This window comes from Lacticaseibacillus manihotivorans DSM 13343 = JCM 12514 (assembly GCF_001435035.1).
GTDB classification, from domain to species: Bacteria; Bacillota; Bacilli; order Lactobacillales; family Lactobacillaceae; genus Lacticaseibacillus; species Lacticaseibacillus manihotivorans.
This window is the reverse complement of record NZ_AZEU01000226.1, coordinates 1-21,001: the sequence shown is the minus strand read 5'-3', so window position 1 is coordinate 21,001 and position 21,001 is coordinate 1. Positions and strand designations below refer to the sequence as shown.

The 21,001-nt window shown below is 46.2% G+C and carries 40 protein-coding genes and 1 tRNA gene; 4 read left to right on the top strand and 37 right to left on the bottom strand.

Annotated elements, in window-relative coordinates:
- The 7 genes from FD01_RS11940 to FD01_RS16390 all read right to left on the bottom strand — a co-directional run.
- Window positions 1–720 (bottom strand): head maturation protease, ClpP-related (locus FD01_RS11940; protein ID WP_235802965.1); only part of this gene is annotated, 720 nt, incomplete at its 3' end.
- Entirely contained in the window at window positions 717–1,868 is a 1,152-nt protein-coding gene (locus FD01_RS11935) for a phage portal protein (protein ID WP_056964489.1), read from the bottom strand. The genes FD01_RS11940 and FD01_RS11935, both read right to left, overlap by 4 nt.
- Before the next feature lie 6 nt (window positions 1,869–1,874).
- The gene (locus tag FD01_RS16395; protein WP_164480469.1) at window positions 1,875–2,048 is read right to left on the bottom strand and encodes a hypothetical protein; all 174 of its coding nucleotides are present in this window, start codon (window positions 2,046–2,048) and stop codon (window positions 1,875–1,877) included.
- A complete protein-coding gene (locus FD01_RS11930; protein WP_056964492.1) occupies window positions 2,048–3,937 on the bottom strand; it encodes a terminase TerL endonuclease subunit in 1,890 nt (629 codons plus the stop codon). The genes FD01_RS16395 and FD01_RS11930 overlap by 1 nt, the downstream gene beginning before the upstream one ends.
- A complete protein-coding gene (locus FD01_RS11925; RefSeq protein WP_054717104.1) occupies window positions 3,924–4,391 on the bottom strand; it encodes a phage terminase small subunit P27 family in 468 nt (155 codons plus the stop codon). Before FD01_RS11925 ends, FD01_RS11930 begins: the two co-directional genes overlap by 14 nt.
- Window positions 4,392–4,509: 118 nt before the next feature.
- Window positions 4,510–5,022, bottom strand: coding sequence for an HNH endonuclease (locus FD01_RS11920; protein WP_056964487.1), 513 nt, complete (start codon window positions 5,020–5,022; stop codon window positions 4,510–4,512).
- A 3-nt stretch (window positions 5,023–5,025) separates the two neighbouring features.
- The gene (locus FD01_RS16390; RefSeq protein ID WP_164480468.1) at window positions 5,026–5,190 is read right to left on the bottom strand and encodes a hypothetical protein; all 165 of its coding nucleotides are present in this window, start codon (window positions 5,188–5,190) and stop codon (window positions 5,026–5,028) included.
- Between the two features lie 238 nt (window positions 5,191–5,428).
- Between FD01_RS16390 and FD01_RS11915 the strand changes: the two genes are divergently transcribed.
- Window positions 5,429–5,638 carry a CsbD family protein gene (locus FD01_RS11915; RefSeq protein WP_054717098.1) on the top strand — a complete coding sequence of 70 codons (210 nt, stop codon included), beginning with the start codon at window positions 5,429–5,431 and terminating at the stop codon, window positions 5,636–5,638.
- Window positions 5,639–5,735: 97 nt separating this feature from the next.
- Here FD01_RS11915 and FD01_RS16165 read toward each other — a convergent pair whose 3' ends face one another.
- The 28 genes from FD01_RS16165 to FD01_RS11795 form a co-directional block, all read right to left on the bottom strand.
- A complete protein-coding gene (locus tag FD01_RS16165) occupies window positions 5,736–5,876 on the bottom strand; it encodes a hypothetical protein (protein WP_156647310.1) in 141 nt (46 codons plus the stop codon).
- A 934-nt stretch (window positions 5,877–6,810) separates the two neighbouring features.
- A tRNA-Ala gene (locus FD01_RS16160) sits at window positions 6,811–6,885 on the bottom strand.
- Between the two features lie 83 nt (window positions 6,886–6,968).
- A complete protein-coding gene (locus FD01_RS11910; protein WP_054717095.1) occupies window positions 6,969–7,427 on the bottom strand; it encodes an ArpU family phage packaging/lysis transcriptional regulator in 459 nt (152 codons plus the stop codon).
- 76 nt (window positions 7,428–7,503) lie between these two features.
- Window positions 7,504–7,686 carry a hypothetical protein gene (locus FD01_RS11905; protein WP_054717092.1) on the bottom strand — a complete coding sequence of 61 codons (183 nt, stop codon included), beginning with the start codon at window positions 7,684–7,686 and terminating at the stop codon, window positions 7,504–7,506.
- Window positions 7,679–7,978: a hypothetical protein gene (locus FD01_RS11900; protein WP_054717089.1), complete on the bottom strand. Its 300-nt coding sequence runs from the start codon at window positions 7,976–7,978 to the stop codon at window positions 7,679–7,681. Before FD01_RS11900 ends, FD01_RS11905 begins: the two co-directional genes overlap by 8 nt.
- A complete protein-coding gene (locus tag FD01_RS11895; RefSeq protein WP_225436157.1) occupies window positions 7,978–8,217 on the bottom strand; it encodes a hypothetical protein in 240 nt (79 codons plus the stop codon). The genes FD01_RS11900 and FD01_RS11895 overlap by 1 nt, the downstream gene beginning before the upstream one ends.
- A 13-nt stretch (window positions 8,218–8,230) precedes the next feature.
- Entirely contained in the window at window positions 8,231–8,698 is a 468-nt protein-coding gene (locus FD01_RS11890; RefSeq protein ID WP_056964485.1) for a DUF1064 domain-containing protein, read from the bottom strand.
- Between the two features lie 138 nt (window positions 8,699–8,836).
- On the bottom strand, window positions 8,837–9,319 hold the full coding sequence (locus FD01_RS11885; protein ID WP_054717083.1) for a YopX family protein: 483 nt from the start codon (window positions 9,317–9,319) through the stop codon (window positions 8,837–8,839).
- Window positions 9,320–9,505: 186 nt separating this feature from the next.
- Window positions 9,506–9,649, bottom strand: a complete 144-nt coding sequence (locus tag FD01_RS16155) for a hypothetical protein (protein ID WP_156647309.1) — start codon at window positions 9,647–9,649, stop codon at window positions 9,506–9,508.
- Complete coding sequence (locus tag FD01_RS11875; protein ID WP_054717078.1) at window positions 9,646–9,870, bottom strand: hypothetical protein; 225 nt, start codon at window positions 9,868–9,870, stop codon at window positions 9,646–9,648. Before FD01_RS11875 ends, FD01_RS16155 begins: the two co-directional genes overlap by 4 nt.
- Complete coding sequence (locus tag FD01_RS11870; RefSeq protein WP_054717075.1) at window positions 9,867–10,061, bottom strand: hypothetical protein; 195 nt, start codon at window positions 10,059–10,061, stop codon at window positions 9,867–9,869. Before FD01_RS11870 ends, FD01_RS11875 begins: the two co-directional genes overlap by 4 nt.
- A complete protein-coding gene (locus FD01_RS11865) occupies window positions 10,058–10,495 on the bottom strand; it encodes a hypothetical protein (protein WP_054717072.1) in 438 nt (145 codons plus the stop codon). The genes FD01_RS11870 and FD01_RS11865 overlap by 4 nt, the downstream gene beginning before the upstream one ends.
- 1 nt (window position 10,496) lies before the next feature.
- Window positions 10,497–10,913 carry a hypothetical protein gene (locus FD01_RS11860; protein ID WP_054717069.1) on the bottom strand — a complete coding sequence of 139 codons (417 nt, stop codon included), beginning with the start codon at window positions 10,911–10,913 and terminating at the stop codon, window positions 10,497–10,499.
- A complete protein-coding gene (locus FD01_RS11855; RefSeq protein ID WP_054717066.1) occupies window positions 10,910–11,503 on the bottom strand; it encodes a hypothetical protein in 594 nt (197 codons plus the stop codon). The genes FD01_RS11860 and FD01_RS11855 overlap by 4 nt, the downstream gene beginning before the upstream one ends.
- Before the next feature lie 15 nt (window positions 11,504–11,518).
- The gene (locus FD01_RS11850) at window positions 11,519–11,983 is read right to left on the bottom strand and encodes a hypothetical protein (protein WP_054717063.1); all 465 of its coding nucleotides are present in this window, start codon (window positions 11,981–11,983) and stop codon (window positions 11,519–11,521) included.
- A 47-nt stretch (window positions 11,984–12,030) separates the two neighbouring features.
- Window positions 12,031–12,162 carry a hypothetical protein gene (locus FD01_RS16870; RefSeq protein ID WP_263862572.1) on the bottom strand — a complete coding sequence of 44 codons (132 nt, stop codon included), beginning with the start codon at window positions 12,160–12,162 and terminating at the stop codon, window positions 12,031–12,033.
- On the bottom strand, window positions 12,159–12,407 hold the full coding sequence (locus FD01_RS11845; RefSeq protein ID WP_056964483.1) for a hypothetical protein: 249 nt from the start codon (window positions 12,405–12,407) through the stop codon (window positions 12,159–12,161). Before FD01_RS11845 ends, FD01_RS16870 begins: the two co-directional genes overlap by 4 nt.
- A gap of 14 nt (window positions 12,408–12,421) precedes the next feature.
- Window positions 12,422–12,739: a hypothetical protein gene (locus FD01_RS11840; RefSeq protein ID WP_054717060.1), complete on the bottom strand. Its 318-nt coding sequence runs from the start codon at window positions 12,737–12,739 to the stop codon at window positions 12,422–12,424.
- Window positions 12,732–13,994 carry a DnaB-like helicase C-terminal domain-containing protein gene (locus FD01_RS11835; RefSeq protein ID WP_056964480.1) on the bottom strand — a complete coding sequence of 421 codons (1,263 nt, stop codon included), beginning with the start codon at window positions 13,992–13,994 and terminating at the stop codon, window positions 12,732–12,734. The genes FD01_RS11840 and FD01_RS11835 overlap by 8 nt, the downstream gene beginning before the upstream one ends.
- The gene (locus FD01_RS11830; RefSeq protein WP_056964478.1) at window positions 13,994–14,920 is read right to left on the bottom strand and encodes a hypothetical protein; all 927 of its coding nucleotides are present in this window, start codon (window positions 14,918–14,920) and stop codon (window positions 13,994–13,996) included. The genes FD01_RS11835 and FD01_RS11830 overlap by 1 nt, the downstream gene beginning before the upstream one ends.
- Window positions 14,921–14,930: 10 nt before the next feature.
- On the bottom strand, window positions 14,931–15,119 hold the full coding sequence (locus FD01_RS16985; protein ID WP_082611884.1) for a helix-turn-helix domain-containing protein: 189 nt from the start codon (window positions 15,117–15,119) through the stop codon (window positions 14,931–14,933).
- A gap of 25 nt (window positions 15,120–15,144) precedes the next feature.
- Complete coding sequence (locus FD01_RS11825; protein WP_054717051.1) at window positions 15,145–15,708, bottom strand: DUF669 domain-containing protein; 564 nt, start codon at window positions 15,706–15,708, stop codon at window positions 15,145–15,147.
- 2 nt (window positions 15,709–15,710) lie between these two features.
- The gene (locus FD01_RS11820; RefSeq protein ID WP_056964477.1) at window positions 15,711–16,364 is read right to left on the bottom strand and encodes an AAA family ATPase; all 654 of its coding nucleotides are present in this window, start codon (window positions 16,362–16,364) and stop codon (window positions 15,711–15,713) included.
- On the bottom strand, window positions 16,361–17,248 hold the full coding sequence (locus FD01_RS11815) for a DUF1351 domain-containing protein (RefSeq protein WP_056964475.1): 888 nt from the start codon (window positions 17,246–17,248) through the stop codon (window positions 16,361–16,363). The genes FD01_RS11820 and FD01_RS11815 overlap by 4 nt, the downstream gene beginning before the upstream one ends.
- Before the next feature lie 57 nt (window positions 17,249–17,305).
- On the bottom strand, window positions 17,306–17,548 hold the full coding sequence (locus FD01_RS11810) for a hypothetical protein (protein WP_054717039.1): 243 nt from the start codon (window positions 17,546–17,548) through the stop codon (window positions 17,306–17,308).
- Window positions 17,545–17,757 (bottom strand): hypothetical protein, encoded by a 213-nt coding sequence (locus FD01_RS11805; protein WP_056964473.1) that lies wholly within the window; start codon window positions 17,755–17,757, stop codon window positions 17,545–17,547. The genes FD01_RS11810 and FD01_RS11805 overlap by 4 nt, the downstream gene beginning before the upstream one ends.
- Window positions 17,741–18,013: a hypothetical protein gene (locus FD01_RS11800; RefSeq protein ID WP_054717036.1), complete on the bottom strand. Its 273-nt coding sequence runs from the start codon at window positions 18,011–18,013 to the stop codon at window positions 17,741–17,743. Before FD01_RS11800 ends, FD01_RS11805 begins: the two co-directional genes overlap by 17 nt.
- Window positions 18,014–18,147: 134 nt before the next feature.
- Window positions 18,148–18,384, bottom strand: a complete 237-nt coding sequence (locus FD01_RS11795) for a DNA-binding protein (protein ID WP_054717034.1) — start codon at window positions 18,382–18,384, stop codon at window positions 18,148–18,150.
- A gap of 65 nt (window positions 18,385–18,449) precedes the next feature.
- On the opposite strand from FD01_RS11795, the gene FD01_RS11790 reads away from it, so the two are divergent.
- Window positions 18,450–18,635 carry a hypothetical protein gene (locus FD01_RS11790; RefSeq protein WP_054717031.1) on the top strand — a complete coding sequence of 62 codons (186 nt, stop codon included), beginning with the start codon at window positions 18,450–18,452 and terminating at the stop codon, window positions 18,633–18,635.
- Window positions 18,636–18,739: 104 nt separating this feature from the next.
- Here FD01_RS11790 and FD01_RS11785 read toward each other — a convergent pair whose 3' ends face one another.
- Together FD01_RS11785 and FD01_RS11780 are read right to left on the bottom strand one after the other, a co-directional pair.
- Window positions 18,740–19,507: a phage antirepressor KilAC domain-containing protein gene (locus tag FD01_RS11785; protein ID WP_054717028.1), complete on the bottom strand. Its 768-nt coding sequence runs from the start codon at window positions 19,505–19,507 to the stop codon at window positions 18,740–18,742.
- Between the two features lie 12 nt (window positions 19,508–19,519).
- Window positions 19,520–19,702, bottom strand: a complete 183-nt coding sequence (locus tag FD01_RS11780; RefSeq protein ID WP_054717025.1) for a helix-turn-helix domain-containing protein — start codon at window positions 19,700–19,702, stop codon at window positions 19,520–19,522.
- Between the two features lie 273 nt (window positions 19,703–19,975).
- Here FD01_RS11780 and FD01_RS11775 point away from each other — a divergent pair, with 273 nt between their 5' ends.
- Both FD01_RS11775 and FD01_RS11770 read left to right on the top strand, forming a co-directional pair.
- Window positions 19,976–20,299 carry a helix-turn-helix domain-containing protein gene (locus FD01_RS11775; protein WP_054717022.1) on the top strand — a complete coding sequence of 108 codons (324 nt, stop codon included), beginning with the start codon at window positions 19,976–19,978 and terminating at the stop codon, window positions 20,297–20,299.
- The gene (locus FD01_RS11770) at window positions 20,300–20,710 is read left to right on the top strand and encodes a hypothetical protein (protein ID WP_054717019.1); all 411 of its coding nucleotides are present in this window, start codon (window positions 20,300–20,302) and stop codon (window positions 20,708–20,710) included.
- The last annotated feature ends 291 nt before the right edge of the window (window positions 20,711–21,001 follow it).

Genomic DNA, 21,001 nt, shown 5'->3' with positions numbered 1-21,001 from the left:
ATGAGTCCTTTTTCTTGCACTTATCATCTTGCACTTAAATTGTAAATCAAAGTCATAAAAAATAGCCAGCTTCTTGTTTAGCAGATCGTTCTGCTTAGGAAGTTGACTACGTAACTTGTCGTTTTCATCTTTCAGATTCTTAATTCGTTGAACTGCTTGATGCGGAATAATCGGGCCCACCGCATTTACAATTGGCGTATCGAAATCTAGCTTTTCATCTGCCAATCCTAATTCGACAGCTTTATCAGCGTCCAGCCATGTTTCTTTGTCCATCAATGCTAAAAAGTCGTCGGCAGGTTTCCCAGTTTTTGCAGAGTACAGGCTTGCGATTGCACTATCTGTAGTTTGCAGCATGCCAGAAGCCGCATCCATCTCATGAGAGTTTCCGCTGGCGTCGCTTGACGCACGATGGATCATCATCTTTGCTCCTGGAGCCATCTGAACTTTGTTAGCACCCATGGCAACAATTGTTGCAGCAGAGTATGCGTTTGATACGATCTTTGCCGTTACATTGCCCTGATAGCTGCGCAAAGCATTGCAAACTTCTGTTGCTGGATCGACCTCGCCACCATCGGAGGCAATCTCAAGTGTGACATCAGAGCCATCGTCAGGTAGTACATCAGTAATATCTGAAGGTGATACTACCGTCATACCGAACCAATCACGATAGATTGGTGCAAAGTCGTTGCTTGTAATGTAGCCTTTAACCGGAATAATCACTTGTCATCACCTCCCTTCGTTGAGCTGGTAAGCGGTTTGAAATCAGGCAAGTTATCAGGCAAAAATCCAGATCGCGTAAGTATAAATTGTGCCTGTTCTGCACCTAGCACCCCAGACTTAGCAAGATTTGATACCTGATTGATAAGCGTCGAATCATCAACATCCAACATGTCTTTAATATCTAGCTCAAGGTCCGGTGCGTTCATCTTCAAGCGCAGCTCATCCACGATTGGATTTACATACGAGTTTAAGTTTGCCAGATATGTCGCCTTGATTTGGTCAATGTTGGAATGTTGGCTTTCAGTTGAAGTGCCGCCACCCAAAATATCGCTGGGCACACCAAAGGCCTTGGAGATTTGATCAGCAGAGTATGCTGAATTGTCAGCCAAGGCCTTAAATACATCAGTCTTCATTTCAAGCTGGGTATAATCGAACCCATCGGGTAAAACCATCAGGCGCCCGGAGTTATCACCAGTGTTGGCTTTCTCAAACTCTTCGCGGGCGGCTTCTAGGTCTTTACCATCGCTTAAATAGTTGCTGATTTTGAGCTGTCCGGCAGGATTAATCTGGTTTTCCATGGCACTCATGTTACTTTTAGAGGCTTTTTCATCAAGATTAAGAGCGTTTTGCAAGCTTTCTAAAGGCGAACGACCAATTAAATACCGATATTGTGGGTCTGGCATGAGCCTAAAATGAAGCATTTGGTCCTGTCTAAGCACCATTTGAGGACGATCATTGCTCGCTAAAACCGTATAGACGATGCCGGTATTGCCTGGCAAGTAGTTAATTTGGACGTCAGAGTTTGGAATATGCTCCAGATTTTGGCCAACTAATGGGATATAGTCGTTGCCCGACAAGCACAACTGCATCAACGCACCTTGCCAAAAAGAAAACCGGCCTATCAATCCGCTAGGGCTCTCAAGTCGGTTCAATGTTGCAGTATTTTCAGTTTTGAAGTGCGCCGAGGCAACATCGCTAGCAATACGGTTGATCACACTATAAACATTAGTGTTCTGCAAAGCGGACAGCGCCGAAACATAAGAAAGCTGCATGCCGCCAACCGTGGTCGTTAAAAACGCAGGATTGCTCGGATAGACCATGTTTTTGGCTTTACGTTTATTGAAGTTTCTAGGGGTTAGAAGTCCCATTTAGCCTCACCCCCTTTCTTTGTCCAAAATATAGGCAATCACACACAGCTCAATTCCGGAAACTAAGTAGCCAAGCACCAGATTGAAGGTGAATGCGGCCACTGAAATCAGCGCTAATCCGAAAACAAACACCAGTACTGTTCCCCAATTGCTGAAAAAATTATTAATTACTTTTGCCATTACTTACCACCTCCAAACATTGCCTTGAAAAAGTCACGCTTTCCCTGTGCGTCCAAATCATTCAATGGGTTATATCCCTCATCATGATAGTTTTCGAAATAGAACTTGGCCTGCGCATGAGCATTAATAAGCGCATCAGTCGTATCAATATGATCATTCGTGCGATTTTGACGATCAATCTTGACCGAACCGCCGCGATCTTCTACCAGTACAGCATTGTTTAACCCATCAATCAGCAGCGGATCGTTCAGCATCGAAATGTTGCCATTAATAAACAGATTCTGAAAGTCCTTAGTAGGCTCATTCAGCTTGAACGAGGTAGGAGGCAAAGGAAACCATTGCCACTGCGGTTGATAATTCTCCAGTTTCTTTTCGAGCCATTCACCGTGGTTTGGATCAGCAATGATGAATTTGACCTTGAGCCGATGTTGATTAACATAATCAACCAACCACTGGTAAACCTGATTGGTGTTGATTACGCCTGATGCAAGATTGGTGATGTCCACAAAGCCTTCTTTTTGAAGCTTCAAATAATCCAATCCGTCCTGCTTCGACTTGGCTTCGATTGTTTTTGCCTGCGCGAATGGGATAAAGCTGTGCTGCTGAACATGAAACATGTGTTTGTCATGATCAGTGTACGGATAAATGAAGCCAAAAGACGTATTATCATTTGTCTGTGACCCGTCAAACCCGATAAACACATCACGCCCGTTCACATCGAAGTGGTCAATAATACTGCGTTGAATGTTGTCTAGGGACAAATAGCTGTTCTGAAATCTCCGGCTCCACAGATTTAGTGACTTATTTACGAAGGTTTCAAGTGTTCCCTCACGTTCATTATCGTTGCGATCCTGATTAAGAGCCTTTTGAAGGTTGTCACGTTTACTCTTTGGCAGCTCAAGTAGATTAGGATTAGATTTTGCCCATGTTTCGGGTTCAAACACCTCATTCTCCGAGTCCTGAGCATAAATTACTTGGAATACGTTGTCAGCGTCTCGAACGGTGTCATGCTCAATGGCAGCCCTAGTTACGTCTTCGTCGTTCTTGAACTTGACTTTGATATCAGGATAAGCTGTTGAAATCTTGACGAACATTCGATTCTTGATGCCATTTTGACCGGATGTAATCTGTTTCAAGGTCTCATTTAGTGCCGGTCTTAAGTTACCAATTTCATCATAAACAGCAATTGCATTATGGAAACTATCAAAGCCACCTCCTTGTGAGGTACCCTTCCGGATCGTGTTCTTAGTGTTTTTTGCAATAACTTGTGTGGTTTGAGCTTCCACACCACGCTCTCTAGCATCATCTGCAAAGTCCGGCAGAGACAAAATCGTCTTTGCCTGCAAAGACAAGTCGTTGAACAGCTTGGTTGCGTGTTCACTATCATAGCTGGCTACTAACAAATCCTGTGATGTCGCATTCCAGCAGACTACAAAGTAATAAAAGTTGATTAGAATTGATGCTAGCCAAGTTTTACCCTGCTGGCGAGCAATTGAAATGTTAGACGTTGTGAATCGAGTGCCGTTATCTAGGGTTCGCCAACCAATCAAGCTATCAAGAATGAACGATTGCCATTTGAATGGTTGAATTGTTTTCGACGTGTCGTCCGGATTGGGCAGCAACCGTGAAAAGTATTCAATTGCGTTGACCATGTCGCAATTATATTGGTAAGGAAAATCATCATCGCCGATCCGCAGCAAATCATTTAAATGCCTAATACATGCCAGCTGAACATCTCTACCAGTCATGTATTTATTGCTGAACATAACGTCATAAGCGTATCTTGTTCCTGGATCGTGGTACTTATCAAACAGTTCTTGGTAATCTGATTGGTACGTCTTTACGTATCCGCGAATATCAGTTACACCGGTAAAATCAAACGTCTGCACCAAAACCAACCTCCTTCAATGGACTATTTTGCTTAGGCTTTTCTGGCTCTTCGACAATTATCTGACGTAATCCAGAATCAAATGTAAGGCCCAAGTCATGTCCCAACGACTTCATGTTCTTCACACAAGAGTCCATTTGAACCGCACCGGGGGAACGCTTTACTGCAACGTTATCGTTGTCATAAATCCACAGTCCCTGTTGTTCAATCAACTGCTCAGACTTAATGTAAAGTGAGTAATAACGGCAATACAGTTCAAGGCTTGGCTGGTCAATCTTTTTCAGGTAACCAAGTTTCTTGACTTCTGGAATAAGTGACTTCCACAATCGGCTTGCTTCGTCGTCAAGGTGAACAGGAGGCGTGTTCTGAATGTCCTTCATATCGTCGTTGCAATCAGAGCAACTTTTATCAGAATTTGCGGGTAAAATTGTCAATTTTGGGTGATTTTCGGGCACAAAAAACGCCTCCTTTCTATACTAAAATGGCTATGTTTCGAGATTTAAGGCTCAAAAAGTCTGAATTTTTTTGAAATTTGGCTTTGTGACAAATGGACACTGGTGTGTGAGGTTCCCCTTAAACAACATAGGCCCCCCTATTTTTGTGAGCGAGTACCCATTCGGAGATTTTGCTACGTGTCCACTTGGTTGAAACGTCAAGATTTTCAATTCTGGACTGTGACGTGTATATCTTTTCCTCAAGCTGTGTCTTCCAATAGTGGCATCCCTTACAGAGCACCCATAGGTTGTCATGATCTAAGCACTTTCTTCTGTCAATTCTCAAAGGCACGATGTGATCAGTGACTAGATAGCCAGACTTGTCATAGGTCTTGCCACAGCATGCACAAGTGAAGTAGGCATGAGCTTTAGCGTCACGTGCGGTGTGTTCCCATATCTTAGACTTATAGAATGCAGCAGACTCTTTGTCGCGCTTGTACTTGTCGTAATATGATGTGTCACGTTTAACATGCTTTGCAGTATCAGCGTAGCTAGGTTTATACAAGCCTGTATGTTCAGAACAATATGGGTTTGCTTGAGCATAAGGGATTACATTATTGCATCCAGGCTTGCGGCATACCTTCACGCGCATAGCCTAGTCCTCATGCAATCCAATGACGATTGCCAGCCCAATCCAGAATACGATCCAGATGATCCAAGCAATCAACGGTACGAATACCAGTAACCAACTCCATGCAATCAAGCCGAATAGCTTGGCCAGCACAAAGACTAGCGTCAGCAGCAATAAAAAGTAATACATGGGTTCTTCCTCCAATATTGAGACAACGTGCTTTAAATAGACGATTTGTTTATTCTTCCTATTGTATCTGTTCACCTGCTGAAATATAATGAACCCGTGCAACACGATTAGGTGTTGTTCACCCCTGACGTCCAGTTCCTTCACACGACGTATGCCCTTGGTCCCCCAACCGAGGGCTATTTGCTTGCATTATTTAATAATTCTGTGAGATAATGCCAAGTAAAGGGAGGTAATATCTATGAGCTTAGATGGTAAAATTGATAGCACTAAGGACAAAATCTCCGGTAAAGCAAAAGAAGTTGAAGGTAAAGTTACTGGTGATAAGGCCCGCGAAGCACAAGGCAAGGCTGAAGGCGTACTTGGCAAAGTAAAAGAAAAGTTAGACGATGCCAAAGATGCCGTTAAAGATACTGTTGATAATGTGAAAGAAAAACTTGATAAAGATTAGTCTTACGGCCGGCATTGCCGGCTATTTGTTTGCACTAAAATAGCACAGCTCCCGTAGGCCTGTGCCGTGTGTATGCTGAGGCCTTACCCCACGTACCTCAGCAACAATTCCTCCCGCCGCCACCAAACACATCGATGAACCGTCCACCTGCTGGCAATGAGTCAATGATTTGCTGTGCCTTTTGGCCTTTGTTGCCGACGTACGGCAGGCCGCGCATCCACTTTTCTGAATTTTTCAATTTTTTCCTCTTGCTTGCTAATGCGACAGATCATCGCCCACTCTTGGACGGTCATGTATCCGCAGCTAGTTTTTATCATCTTCGTGGGATCACCCCATTTAAATACAAATAAATAGCCGCCTCACCTAAGACGGCCAAGCGGTGGTGTCACACCGCAATATTAAATTGTGTCTAGCGGGTTTCCGAGCCACGTTAGAATGCACGCTATGAGAAATCAAGAGAGGCTGCACCTTCTAACTTAATAGTTTTGATGTAGCAAGCGTCGCGTGCTCGCGCAATGATCGGTAGCAGCTTGTCGCCAACTGCCGACCAGCAATAATCATTTTATTTTTATTTAGCCGTGATAAGCGGCTATGAGGCCGGCGGGATTTGAACCCACAGCATCGCTTTTGCGTTAATACGCTTGCAGATGATTCCAATAGCAGTTAAGCTTCGGCCTCTGTGCTGGCCGTTTATCGCTCCCTCAACGGACTGAGTGGCTTATAGCCGTAACAAGCGATACATCACATTGCGTTCTGGGTAACCTTTCGGACCCGAACTGCTCCGCGCCGGAATCGAACCGGCAGCCATTTACGACTTCCATATCGGAGCTACACCTACATAAGCGAGCGGGCGGAGTTGCACCGTCTTGTTTCAACATTGAGTAACCGGTATCAATGCCTTCCCTCATCTGTTGCTCGCATAATACGGTATTGGGTAATGTCAACCGCTCTGCCTTCTAGAAAGGCTCTAACCTATCAGACACGAATCCTAGATACTGCGCTAGGCCGCTAACGACAGATCTGTCATCCGGTATAAGCGTGTCTTCTTATACTGGCCATTGTTGTGTTGATGGGCGAGACCTACAGTCCCATCGTGCGTGGTCATAGACCCTTTGACTGCCAACAATAAATGGGCAATCCATTCGGAGGCTCAAACTCCTAGCGTCACATAATGCAATCGGCAGGCATCGAACCTGCATCGTGTTCACGTCGCGCTAACGTGCCGCTCTACTTTAAGCTACGATTGCACTCGGATTATCGCTACCCGAATCATTCAACACTATCATAATAACAGTGAATTTTATTCAAATGGTTACTACTTAGTTGCAATTTAATCACTTATAAGTTGCTTGCTCGTCTCATTTCTTAACACGATCAGCTCATGATTGGGGTAAGATTCGGCAAACTCGAACAATGCGGCTGTCTTTTGGCGTTTAGCAGTGCCAACGCTTCCAAGCCCCATACGTTCTGCTACCTGCCACATTTCTAGCTCCTCTGGCGTGCAGTAGCAAAAGTACAATAACCATTTGCTTTGAAACTTGCATAGCGCTAACGCGTTATCAATCACTCCAAGGTGTGCTTCTGCGTCTAGCACCTTATCCAGCCTAGCCACAAGGGCGGCTTCTGTACCATTTTGAAATGATTGAGCTTTTGGCATTCCGTCCATAGATGGTGACTTGAGATCAGTCAACGGGCGACCTGCCAAGCGCGCATAGTGTCGATATTCTTTTAGCTTCTGGCGAGCCTTATCACAACTAGCCTTTTCATCAATTTCTGGAAACAATGCCATCAGATCATCCACCCCTTGTGCTAGAATTAGTTTGTCGAGTTAATTCAGGCTGCCAGTAGGTGGCCTTTTTTCGTGTCTATTCATACGGATGCAAAGTCTTGTACACTAGCTCATCGATAGTCATCTTGCCCCCATGACGTTCCCGATCAGCTTCAATCTCTGCTTCACGCTTCATCACTTCGATGTGCTCAGTATTAGCCTCACGTGCCTGCATCATACGGCGATGCTTCTTCTTGATAGCTGACTTCTTTTTACCCATTCCGTTTCGCCTCCCGAGCTTTGGCAAGGCGGCGTGTTTGTAGCTCTGTTTGTTCAGGCGTTAGCTGGCGCTGTTTGCTGATTTGAACGTTTGCCCCTGTGATTGTGCCTACCAGATTTACAACGCGTCCTAGGCTGTCAAACTGCCGTACTGATGGAGTGACAAATTTCTCCCATTTCCGGATTTGAACGGGGTTGTTACTGGAAAAGTGCCAAGCACCATCCCAGCCTTGATAATTGATCACCGTTTCCTGTTCATCACGGGGTGCAACACTCACAATCGACTTAACCATTAGGCTTCACCGCCATCAATAAAATCAGTTTGCCCGCTTGCCGGCGTTACATCACGTGACAAAGCCCAACCGGCAATGTTGTCATAAAGGAACCAGGCATCACGAGTTTTCCCGGTAGCCACTCCGCCATAGACAAAATTAATGTAGTCCTCATCTTTGACTAGTTTCTTGACGTTCTCAAACTTCAGGGTGTACCCGTTTGGCATCCAAATAATCAAATCTTGTTTCATTTCAGTCATAATATTTGCCCTCCTAATAGGCTGTGGCATCTAGCCACGAATAATTTAAGTTGGTGCAGATTAACGGGTCATTGTCTTTGCGCTTCTTCGTCACGCTTTGCGCGATTGACTTAAAGTCGTGCTTGCGGACTACGACGGCTTCAACGGGGATGCCAAACTTGTGCAGGAACTCTGCAAATTTCTCTTTCGGCCCGCTATCAATGCCATACATGCCAAAGCTATTTTTGACGTCATACACGTGAATCACGGCGCCCTTAGCATCAAAAATTACGAAGTCTGGCGTGTAGCGAATCTGCCGCGCTTTTACTGGCATCGAGATCACTTTCAACGGTGCTAACTCGACCGTCGGATGCACGCGGAAATGAAAGCCTGAATTCTTAACGAATCGTGTGTAGAAGTCCGCTTCCTTTTGACTGTCGAACTTGTATCCGTCAAGGCAGACTTTAGTGCCACGTTTATTTAAAGCTGTTGGACTTGCCATGATACCTCCCAGGCTATGAATAGTATGACGGCAATCAACGATCATGCCACCAGTTGTAAATTAGCAAGACAGCAAACGCGGTGAAGCCAACGATTGCGAACCAGAACTTGAATCCAAGATAATCATATAAGTTCATTTCTATTCCTCCAGTAGCTCCGGGTTCGCATATACGTTGCCAACGACCACAGACTCTCCGGCCGCAATTTCGTTTTCCCAGGTGTACTTCGTCAACCCGTCAGACAATGCTTCGCAACCGTAGTGCATCCGGTGGCCATCTACTACTGGTCTCGGCCAAACAATAAAGCTCGCCCCAACAAATCCGACTTGACCCATGCACCGGCCTGGGTAAAATGCTTTGTCACTAGTATTAATGTCGCCATTGATGCAATCGAGCACATCGCCTTCGTATATTTCTCGCCCGTTCTTGTCTTTCAGGCCGGTAAACTGTTCGACAACATACCGATCATTATCCAAGAAACCCCCAAAGCAATCCTCGTCATAACAGGCGTTTTCACCATCGTCATACTTAACATGCCCACTCAGCGTGTCGTAGGCGTCTTGAATGCCATACAAGTAACACTCAGTTTCCTTATCCCACGCTCTGAACTTAATCTCTCTCATCTCGTACCTCCCCCGAAAACCGAATGAATGATCACTGCCAGCCACAGCCCGCATCCGATACAGATAGCCCAGCGATGCCAGCCTGCGGTTAGGCTGATACCGTTAATGGAAATGCTCCCACATAAGCACGCCAACACAACCGTAAACAGTACCAATGACCAGATACCCCAACAAAACGCCTGTGCATTACTCATTTCGCTCCTCCTTCTTCATCTCGTGCTTGATTGCTTCTGAAGCTTTAGACCACATTGCCCATACCACAATAATCGCAATCACACCCAAAACAACAAACCCGCCGAAAATGATCAACACTACCGCCTGCCAGCTCATTTCTTCGCCTCCGCGTCTTCAAAATGAACCTGATCAAGATAAGCTTTATGCAGTTGGCCGTTGTATTCGACCACCGCAACAGGCTCCATGACTTGACCAGCAGAATGACCACCGATTAATGGACTTTCACCCACAACCTTTGCGACCTGAAACACGCCATAAAACTTGGCGGGGATTTCCTTGTCTCCGCTGACTACATAGCACTTTCGAGTAATGTTCATTTCTCCGCCTCCATCTTGTCATCTAACATTCGATTAATGTCATCTGCCGCGTCAAATACCGGCTCCCACTCTTCCATGGTCGGGTCTTGCGGGTTTGCGTGATTGATCGCGACTTCTCTAATGAAGTCCAATCCTTGCATCATCCACTCCACATCGTCACGGGATATCTCGATATTTCCTGACTTACTCATTTCTCTGCCTCCAATTTCACGATTTCTCCTGTTTCCTCAACGCGCCAGGCACCTAGCACCCATGCACGAGCGAAGTCGTCACTGTGGTGAAGAACCCATCGAGACCGATCGCCTAAGACAGATTCTCCTATTGTGCTAAGCGCATCGCTAACACGCCATAACGGATCGATGATGCTAAACTTTCCATGAGCCTTAACCTCCTCGATGTACTCGCCAACCGTCAGCGGAATCACTGGTAGATCATCTGGCAAGGCTGAGGCGTAACGATCACGAATTTCAGCAATCGCAATTTCTCTTGTCGATTCGACGTCTCCGTGCTTGCCAACCCCCATCGTGAGCTGGCTATATCCCCATTCTCCTTCAATCTGTGTATCCATCTTTTTAAGGTTGGACAACGTTTCATCGAACACGTCCTGCTTCGTCTCATAGTTCAATCTAAGTCACCTCCAAAAATGTGTTTGCGTAATCTTGCGAGCTGTAGCCCATCGACATTGATTGATAGTCGATTTCATAGCAGATGTCCACTAGCGCCTTTTCGATAGCGTCATAACCGACTCCGCGGAATGGCCCGTCGCACAGCTTTATCAGACGGTTGGCCATCTCTAAGTCTTTGTCTCCGTGACATTCGTACGTCTCATAATCTCCCAGACGATTGGCAGAACCGATTAACTGCTTGATCTTATCTTCGGCAGATTTTCCGGCCGGGTTGGTATCCATCATCAAGTACTGGACGATACTACCCAGGCTTTCAGCCCGAGCATTGTGGCCGATCGCATGAAATCCGATGCCAAGACTTTTAGCAGCAGAAGCGGTCGCTGCTCGCCACGCACGTGTTTCTGGGGTTCTACTCATCGCGATACCTCCTTATCTGCTTCCACTGGCACCAGCGTAAAGATGTCGCTGTCAAAGTGATACTTCTTGAGCTCGGCACGGGTGAACTGAGTCCAGTCACTATCGAACGCTGCTGGATTCGGATTCTCTGGAAACACCTGACCATTGATGTGCTTGCAGAAGTAGTAACCATTAAAGCCCCAGCTTTCCGGTGCTTTTACATACCACTTAGCTTCCGGCTCAGCTTCCCAGCCGTAGCGGTAAGCGTCTGCGAGAATGCCGATGCGATGTTCGCGATCATGGAGCATCCACACTCTTGTCACGCGTAGTTCCTCCGAATCAATCACGTCGTGTAGGTAGTCGAGTAGATCAATATCCTCGGCCTGATAATCGTCGAGTTCTTCCCCGACCTCGCGCGGTAGGTTGACTTTTTGTTCCTCAACGAGCGTTACCACGTGAGCTTTACGCCCCATGCTTTGAGCCTCAGCATAGCTCTTATCCTTGAATAGCGTGGGGTTATTGGAGTACCAAATTCCCATTTTCGTGCCGTCTAATGACATCCATTCGCCTTCATCATTCTTCACTGCGTACAGCTTCGCTTTATCTGTCATGCTTGCTTCCTCCTCTTATTGTGCGCCAACAGATTTAACGGCCTGATCGGAATACTCCCGGACACTTTGCACATCGAGGATTGCTTGGGATAAGTTGTTGTTGTCCTGCTTGGCCGCCTCCAGTTGGGCATTTAGGTTATTGATGGTCTGTTGCTTGGCGTTAACTTCTGCTTGTTTCTGGGCCACCGCCTGTTGTCCCTCGGCAATCTTCTGCTGGATTTGAGCATCTTTGCTTGCCATGTCACCATCGTATTGCTTTTTGAGCGCCGTGTATTGGGCCTGCGCATCGGACAGTTGGTGTTTCAGGTCGGCGAGGCTGGATTGCGAGGAATTAATTTTCGCCGCCAGCTTGTCGATGTTCTTCTTGGTTTCTACGATGTTTTGATGCCCCTGCCACACGTTGTCAGCCACCGCTGTCGCACCTGCCCCAAACATAAGCCCTGCCAATACCGTTGCCGTTAATGTCAATTTCTTATTCATGATTATTTCTCCTCTTTCGCTTCCCACACCGCAATAATTCGCACAAATTAAAGCATCACAAGCGCCATAAGCAAGCCCGTGATAGGTAACGCCAAGCCAGTGAAAAACACCATGTAGAGCGCTACAATGACGATCAAGACCATTGCGATAATCAATAAAATCGTTTCTAAAGATTTCATTTGTAGTCCTCCGGTCCCAGTGGGCTGATTAATTTTTCGTAAGTGATCCCCATGACTTGAGCGGCTTTGGCGAGGGCCGGGATTGTTAGTTTCCGGCTGTCGTCCACCATGAAGCTGTTGAATGTCGAGTATTTCGCAAGAATTTCATCTGAGAAGTCCTTGCGTGTAATCTCATGATCATCTAAATAGTTCTGAATCCGTGCTCTTGCATAATCAAACTTGAGGCCACTCTTTGTAGCTGGCATTGGTTTCAGTCCTTTCAACTTTCTCTGATTTTCATTACATACTTGCGCCAACGCTTGCGAATCCCGTGTAACCAATCTCTGACCCCTGCCGGCATATAATTCATGACAGGCTCAATCGTCGGCCCATACTTCTTCTCAAATTCAGCAACGTCTAAGGCGTCTAGTTGGGACACATAGGCCTCTTCGTAATATTTCTGCTTACCCGTGGCTTTGGCCTGATCCAGATACATCTTGGCTTCTTCGAGGTTAGCCATGACCAGCATCGTGTATTTGAAGCCACCCTCAAGCATGTATCCATCAAACTCGCGAAAATTCATCGTTGGATTAGCCATAAGCAACTCCAAAGCGCATGTGCTCAGCGTCGAAAGTCATGTTAATGTCGGTTAGTTCGCCCTCGCGGTTCTTCTGAATTGAGAAAATGACTGAACGAATCTTTTCATGTGCTTGGCTGCGGTCTTCGTTGTATAGAAAACCAACCGCGTTACTATCTTGCTCAATTGATCCAGATTCGCGTAGATCACTAAGCATCGGTCGCTGACTTTGGCGCTGTTCGATATTGCGGCTTAATTGGCTCAAAAGTAGGATTGGAATATTGAGCTCATTAGTCAGCACTTTCAGTTCGCGAGTGATTTGCTCAATTTGCAATCGCCGGTCTGACTGTCGCGGCACTGTGATCAAGCCAAGATAATCAACAACTGCTAGATACTGGCCCTTTGCACTTGCCGTACGCTGTCGAATAACTTTCTCGATTTGCTGTAAGGTTGTCACACGATCCCACAGCCGCAAGTCATAACCACTTAGAATCGTCCCTGCCGTGCGTACATCGCTCTTTTGCTTGTTAGATAATGAAGTGTCAGGGCTAATCATTAAGCGCCCTTCAAGGCCCAAATATGAGCTAATCAAGCGGTTATAGTTTTGTGCATTGGTCATTTCAAGGCTGAAAAGGTCAACACTAATTTTCGGTTGCTTCTCCAATGCTTTGAGAATGAGATTGATGGCAAATGCTGACTTACCGACGCCAGGGCGAGCACCAACAGTGATCAAACGACCAGGCATAAGCCCACCGCCAAAAGCTGTGTTAATCGGTGCATAGGTCTTGATGCCATCATCTCTATGAGTATCTAGCCGTTTATCCATGTCCTGCGCTAATTCAGCCATTGTTGTTTCATTAACATCGCCGTCGTTTGACATGCTATCCTGTGCAGTCTGCATCATTGTGTCAAGATTAGACTCGCTTGGGTTATCAGCATAAGCTTTAGCAGCGGCTTTCATCTGATCACGGTAGTAACTACGCCGTAACGCTTTTACCCATGATCCAAACTGCTTAATGTCCATGAGATTACCATTGATAATCAGCTCCCACTCATCAAGGCTAAGCAAGTCAGGGTGAGCAAGGTCAAGCCTTGAGCGCAACTCGACATAGTTCATGTCACCTGCTTCTTCTTGCTTATTGATGAAGTTCATCAAGATTATTAGCCGTTTATCTCGCATCCAATTAGGATCAATCCATTCCGATTTGGTCAACTCTGGCTTTTGCGTGACGCAGTATAAAACGTGCCAGATGGGGTTGTTGGGGTTGTAAGCCATTAAGCATCGTCCTCTCTTCGTTTGTTGTATTCATCAATTGCGGCGCGAATCTCATCAGGTGTTGCTGGTGCGCCCTCATCTTTTGCCATCGCGATAATCTCATCGATACTACTACCGGTCTGATACGCGCTGACGGCATACTCAGCGGCGGAAAACGTGTGTGAAGTTTCTAAAGGCGGTTGTTCAGGGACAAAGCCCCCTTGTTGATTCATCTTCGCAGTTAACTGATCAAATTTTTCTCGCAACTTTTTCGCGCTCAAGATATTGGCACTCCAAAAGCTGTCATTCTGCGACCATTGGATAAGAGTGCCAATATCTTTCCATGATCGGTTATCACGCTCATGCATCAGTCGGAAAACATCAGCCCACTTCTGCAAGTCCTGTTGCTTCGCCTTGGGATTATTACGTTGGATCAGCTCCCACAACTTGGTTGCCGCGCGAAGCTCCTTAGACTGTTCGTCGTAAGTCCGTTTTGTGGACTTGTGACTAGAAGGTTCTTTCTTAGAGTTATTAGAGTTCTTTACTGTGTCCGCTAGCTGTCCGCTTGCTGTCGGGTACATGTCCGCTAGTTGTCCGCCCGGCTGGTACGCATCATAGTTGAGCACAGTAATGACGCTGTATTTGGGGTTTGATGAGATGTCCACCATTTGCAAATCTCGAAATTTGTTCAACCAACGATTGATAGAAGTGGGTGACAGTTGATGTTCACGTCTGGCGCCTTTGTTGTACTCGGATGCCAGCGCGAAGCGGCCTGTGATGAATTGACCCCTGTCCACCTGTATCTCCTGACCGTTGAATAAAATCCGGTTTGTCGTGAAGTTTGCTTTGAATAGGCACAGCATCCAAAGCTTCAAAACAAACGGATTTGCCCAGACAAACGAGGTCTGCACTTTGCGCTGTACTGCTATCCATCCCCCGTCTGCCATGTGCTCACCTCTACTTCCATTCGATTACGACCCGAAAGCCTAACACCTTGCCTAAAGCGTTCAGGGTTTTCATCTTTGCGTTGCGTGTTGTTGTTTCGATTGTGCAGATAGTTGACTGGGGCACGCCGGCCTTATCTGACAGTTCTGATTGCGACAAGCCTAGCGCCAAACGACGATTTCTAATCTCATATCCTGGCATAGTTATTCACGCTTACTTTTAGTAATTAAAACGGCAAATCATCATCGCTAACGTCAATAGGTTGCCCGTCGTTGGCGAATGGATCACTGGTATTTGTGCTTGATTGCTTGCCACCAAAGACACCGTCGGTCACGTTGCTTTGTGCTGGACGCTTAATGCCATCTGGCTTGCTGCCGTCTTTGTCTAACTCGTTGAATCCAAAGACGTTCAGATAAATCTTGCCTTTGTTATTCGGCTTGCCCCATTCAGTGGTGACGTTGAGCTTCTTGCCACTGATTCCCTTGGCAAATGTTTCAATATCAGGAATCTTCGTGCCTTTCTTGACGCCCATAGCCACAAGCATTGTGTTGAAACGAGTTTCAGACTTCTTTTCCGTGTCTGTTGAAGTTTCATCCCAAACCAGATTCTGGAAACGAATTTGAGCGCCTTTGTAGGCACCATCTAAGACGGTGTAATCGATGCTAACCATCTCGTTACCCGACTGCGCCCGCTTCACTTCCGCCTTTGCTACGACCACGTTGTAAGTGCCTGATTCTTCAACGAAACTCCCGAATGTGTTGTCGGGATCAACAGTAAATCCAAATGCCATGATTAATTACCTTCCTTTTCTTCTGTACTTGGGTCTAACAGTTCATCGGCTGGAAACTCCAACCGGTCATCAATTCGGTTCTTGCCGTGATCACCTTGTTCAGTGTCACAGTTGATGGTGCGAACACCACCCTGTTTGTAAATGCGACCAACAAAGTCAAACGATGCAGTGAATCCAGAGAATGCGCCGAAATTCATGGCTGGCTCGAAGCCTGTACCATCTTTCTGATCGGCTTGGTGTGCCGTCGCATACACGGTCATACCGGATTCGCGCAAATAGGTGCCAAACTTGCGAAACCACATTTGCATGTCACGATAGTTGGCTCGACCATCATTAGACGCCACCGTGTTGTCTAGCACCCAATCATGCAGAGCGTTGACACAATCGAAACAGATAGCCTGATATTTGCCACCGTCGATAGCCTTGGCCGTTGAGCGTTCCACCAGCTTGCGAATATTGGGTCCATCTGACTGCTCAAATACTAGTGCATCGATGTTGTCATCGGGCCTGATCGGGTTGGTTGACTGGTCAAAGCTGAACAGCATCTTGTGACCTGGAAACTTGCGAAACAGTGACGTCTTACCAGTGCCGCCATCGCCATAGATGAAATACATGTGCGGCGTAATTGGTAACTTTCCCGATGGATAATACTTCATTCGTGACCACCCTCTGACCAAAAGTCATAGCCCTTGAGCCGCATGTAGTTGGCAACGTCTTGAGCTTGGGCAAATGTGCCATTCATACCGAAGTGATAGTCGGTAACTACATCAGCCGCGCTCTTAGGCGTTTCGGTGACAACCTCACCCGTTTCAGCATCAATAGTCTTATCGCCTACCTGTTGCTGTTTTGCCTTGGCGATGGCTTCCTCAGCTTCCTTACGTTTGGCTTCTTGCTCGGCCTTGAGATCACGCTCATCAGCCGCTTTGGCGATGCCATCTTTGATGCGGTCAATTGATACACCCTCATCGACTTGCACAAGCCAGCCACTAGGGTCGATGTTGTTGACCTTGGCATACATTCCAACGAGTTCGCGTTCAGTGGCGATACGCTTGCGTTCAGCAATCACACCATCTGCTGCGGCCGCCATCTGCTTCAAACGCTCAATTTTGGACAGTTGTGTGCCAAACCAAGCGTCTTGCATTTCGACGTCATCAGGCTTGAGGTTGCGAGCTTCCAAAATATCGTTGAGGTCTTTCTTAGCCATTACACGGCGCTCACGCTTAGCTTCTTCGGCATACTGATCGAGTGCATCCTTGATAGGCTGCTTAGCAGCTTCCAGCGACGCCTTGAGCTTGTCTGTGGACGCCTTGAACGCGTTGTACGGCTCGTTGTACTCTTTCTTGATAGCCTTGCGAAAGTCCTCAATTTGCTTGATAGCGGCGTTTAATTCGGCCTGTGACTTGCGAGCCTCAGTCGTGGTGTCATCAGTGACGACCATGCCTTTATACTTATCAGCAAGCACGGTCACTGACTTAGCCAGGTCATCGAAATTGCTGATTTCGAGCTTAGCCGGTTGATAAATCGGTTTAATGTCTAACATGTGCTATACTCTCCTTGTTGAATGAGTTTTACCCAGTCACTGGTTGCCCCCAGTGGCTTATTTTTGTTGTTCTGGCCAGTGAATCCAAAGCCCGTCGCCAACGTCGTCGACATCTAGCCCAATTTCCACTAGCATTTGGCATTCGTCTGGCGTCCAATCATGTACCGTGATTTCGCGGCGGCCGTTATAAGATGCCCATTGAATTGCTTCGATGATATTGTGGAAGTGGTCCTGTGCCAGCCGTTGTTTGACGTTCTTGTCCAGCTGTTCAAGTGTTAAGCCTTCATCGTTTAAACTCATTTGCTCGCCTCCTCTCGCAGCTCTAAGCGACGGCGACGGTTAACGCGTGACAAGTGATCTAATCCGAAACGTTTACCATCGCGAATGATGGCTAACGCAATGCGGTTATGCTGGTCAAGCAAAGCCAACATGCGAATTTCGTCTTGACGTTCATCGAGACACGCGCGTGTTTGAAAGTAATTAGCAAAATGTTTATAAACTGTGTTCATTGATAGCCTCCTTAGCGTTTTGATAGCCGGTGATTTTGCCAGCGTTTAAATTACGATCACGTTTGGTATAATTCGAATTATCGGTAATTACTTCGCCGTGACGTTTCGCCCACGCAATCAACCGGTTAATTCGACGCGGATGAGCTTCTGCTTCGTTATAAGCAAGCAACATTCCATCGGCATAAGCTTGTGATGCAATTGCGCGCGGGTCTTGAAAGATTGTGGCTCTAAGCGTGGAGAACGTTTTTGCAGTCATTATTCAACCTCAAAGCAATTCTTCAACCCGCCCATAACGCTTGCCGCAACTGCTAAAAACCAGATAGCGCCAATAATCTCTAAAACCATTAACATAACTAACTCCTTTAGCAAACATAACGATGTGTGAGAGCCTCATTTGCTGATTGCAATTAAGTGATTGATGTCTGCTTTGCGAAAATAGAGTTTCTTACCAACGCGCTTACACGGAAGTCCGTGCTTACGCAAAATTTCTAGTGTTGACTTGGTGCCTTGCAAATACTGGATGGCGTGCTCTTTGTCGAGCCATTCAGCCGACATAATCACTAGCTCATCTTGTATGATCGAACGGATAATTTTTCCAAGAGCTTTAGCTAGTAGCGATTCCGCCATCCCAATCACCTTCTTTCTTTTGGCCTCCCCTCGGCGGATAATGAAGCCCGGAAGGAGGTGATAATATGAATCCAGACAAAATTGATGCTGCCGTTCAAAAGGCTGTAGACTCGCTTTATGCTGAACTGAATGTAACGATTAGCGCTACTGATATTAGTGAAGCGATTGGTAAATCTAACGAGGATGCCAAGAGCTTTGCTGTGCTATTGGTTCAAAAGACGTTGCATGAATTGCTTGACTCTGAGAAATAAAGTCTTGTGTTTGATTTCAACGTGGGTTTTTATTTCTGACCGTTTGATTGGATCCGCCCGATCAAACGGTTTTTTTTCGTCCTTGTTATCATTCACTCTTTCTTTCATTTGGATACCTCCATTTCACCGGTTAGGAAACCATTAATGAAGTGTTGTTGGCCGTCGCCAGTGACTTTCGTCGTCTTGGTAGTGACGTTCACGCCGTTTCCGTCAAGATGTGTCGATTCCTTAATCTCGAACCAACCGGCATCCATCGACTTCTGTGTTGGCGTGTTCCAGTCGCTACCTTTGCGTGCAATCAGATAGCCGTGATTACGTAACCAAGCAAACAAACGATTCTGGCCAATGATGATGCCGTTTTGTCGCAAGATTTTGGCAAGTGATCCGATCAGAATACTTGTGGTGCTCGCTGACACCGCGTCTGCAAATAGTACTTTCGGTTTCATCGCCTTGTTATCAGCCGTGAGTGCCGCTGTCTTGGCCTGCTCGTCCTTGAGCTGTGTTGCTAGCCGGATAATGAAGTCTGGATTGGTCAGCGTCTTCTCAATCGTCTCAGGCGTCATGTAAGCACCATGCTTACGGATCGATGGAAGGACTTCATGAGTGACCCAACGGTTGAAACGTTTGGCCGCTGGTTTTCGACTAGCACCAATCAGCTTGTATAGCCCCGGTTCGCTAATGAAATTTGCGCTACCCTGACGACCTAGATTAAATCTAGTCCGTTCGTCGTCGTCTAAAGGTTTGATAGCATCAGACGGGTTCTTAATTCCTAAAGCATCTGTCACATCGACAGCGGCAAACCAGATAATGCCATTGGAGCTGACAGTCCGAACTTGGTTATCCTCGAACTGAAATAGTTGTAGTTCGTTCATTGCTATGCCTCCTTACTTCAATCCCATGTAATCCTTGACCTTTTCCAAGTTCGTATCTGCGGCCGGGCCAGCAGTCATCCCTTTTAACAATTGACGAAGATACTGGCTTGACCATCCGAAGTGGTCAGCTACTTCTTTTTGGCTCATTTCTTTGTCAATGAGCCGCTTCTTGAAACGTTTCTCAATCAGCGTCATTCCTAGGTTCACCTACTTCCTTTTTTTAATTGAAGATTTCAGCTATAAAGTTGTTGACCTTTAATTACGAATGTCGTAATATCAAGGCATAGTTAAAGAAGCAAAGAACTACTTAAAATCCCCGTCTGCCAACGGTTTTATAGGTTCTATTTGTTCGCTTGTGTAACTGAATAACTTAGCTGATGTCTAAACTATAACGATGTTCGTAATTTTAGTCAAGCATTTTTACGAACTTAATTATTAAAAAACATCAGTAAATTGGAGAACTCAACCATGACACTGATAGACGAAGTAAAAAAATACGCACGGATTCGCGGCATGAACCTGAAAGAGGTTGCTACAAAATCTGGGCTTAGTGAAAATGCCATTTACGGATGGAAAAATCATAAACCAGCTATGGCCACCGTTATGCTTGTTGCTAACACGCTGGGAACAACATATGAAGAATTGACCGGAGAAAAGCAGGAGAATGAACCAACTAAAATTGACCTCAAAGCGGCTTCTGAGGATCCAGACACGATAATGTCGTGGAATGGCCGGCCTATCCCACCCGAAGAAATGGAAATGATTCGGCGTATCTTGGATGGGGGTAAATAGATGACTGTAAGTCTTGACCCTTTGCTGTCCTTTGCCTTCGACCATCACATAAACGTCGATGCTGGCACTCACGCACCTGATTGGATTCCATTGGCTATTCCGTCACAAAGACTAGTTTTCATGAACCTTGGATGGGCTCGAAAGCAAGAAATTCCATTGCAGTTTGCGCATGAATTTAGCCACGTACTCGCAGATGGTACAGATAACGTGCAATACACGCGCACACCAACAGACCCCGAGGAAGCTGCAGCCACTCGTGGGGCGATTGATATTTTGGTTGAGTGTTATGTACCAAACGATACGCCCCAGTCAATGTTTAACGTCGCCGACTTTGTTAATGAGTTTATGATTCCGATGGGTTACGAAGAAAACGTTTGGCGCGCTGCCAAGCGACTTCTACCAGCAGAATAATCAATCATCCAGACGCGGATCGACGTAAAAAGCTTGGGGTTGGTTTTAGGGGGACTCATGAAAAAATTCGTATTATCAATCTTTGCAGTGCTATCGGTGTTATTCACACTTACAGCTTGCGGTCAGAAGCAGGCCGACTACTCTAGTGCAGCCAAAGCATAATGACTATACATAGTCTTGTCCAGTGGAGGCCGTATAAATGGCAACAAAAAAAGTTAATAAAGTACTGATTACTTTGATGTGAACCCCCAGGTTTGGACAATAATCCAAATCTGGGGGTTTTCTTATGGT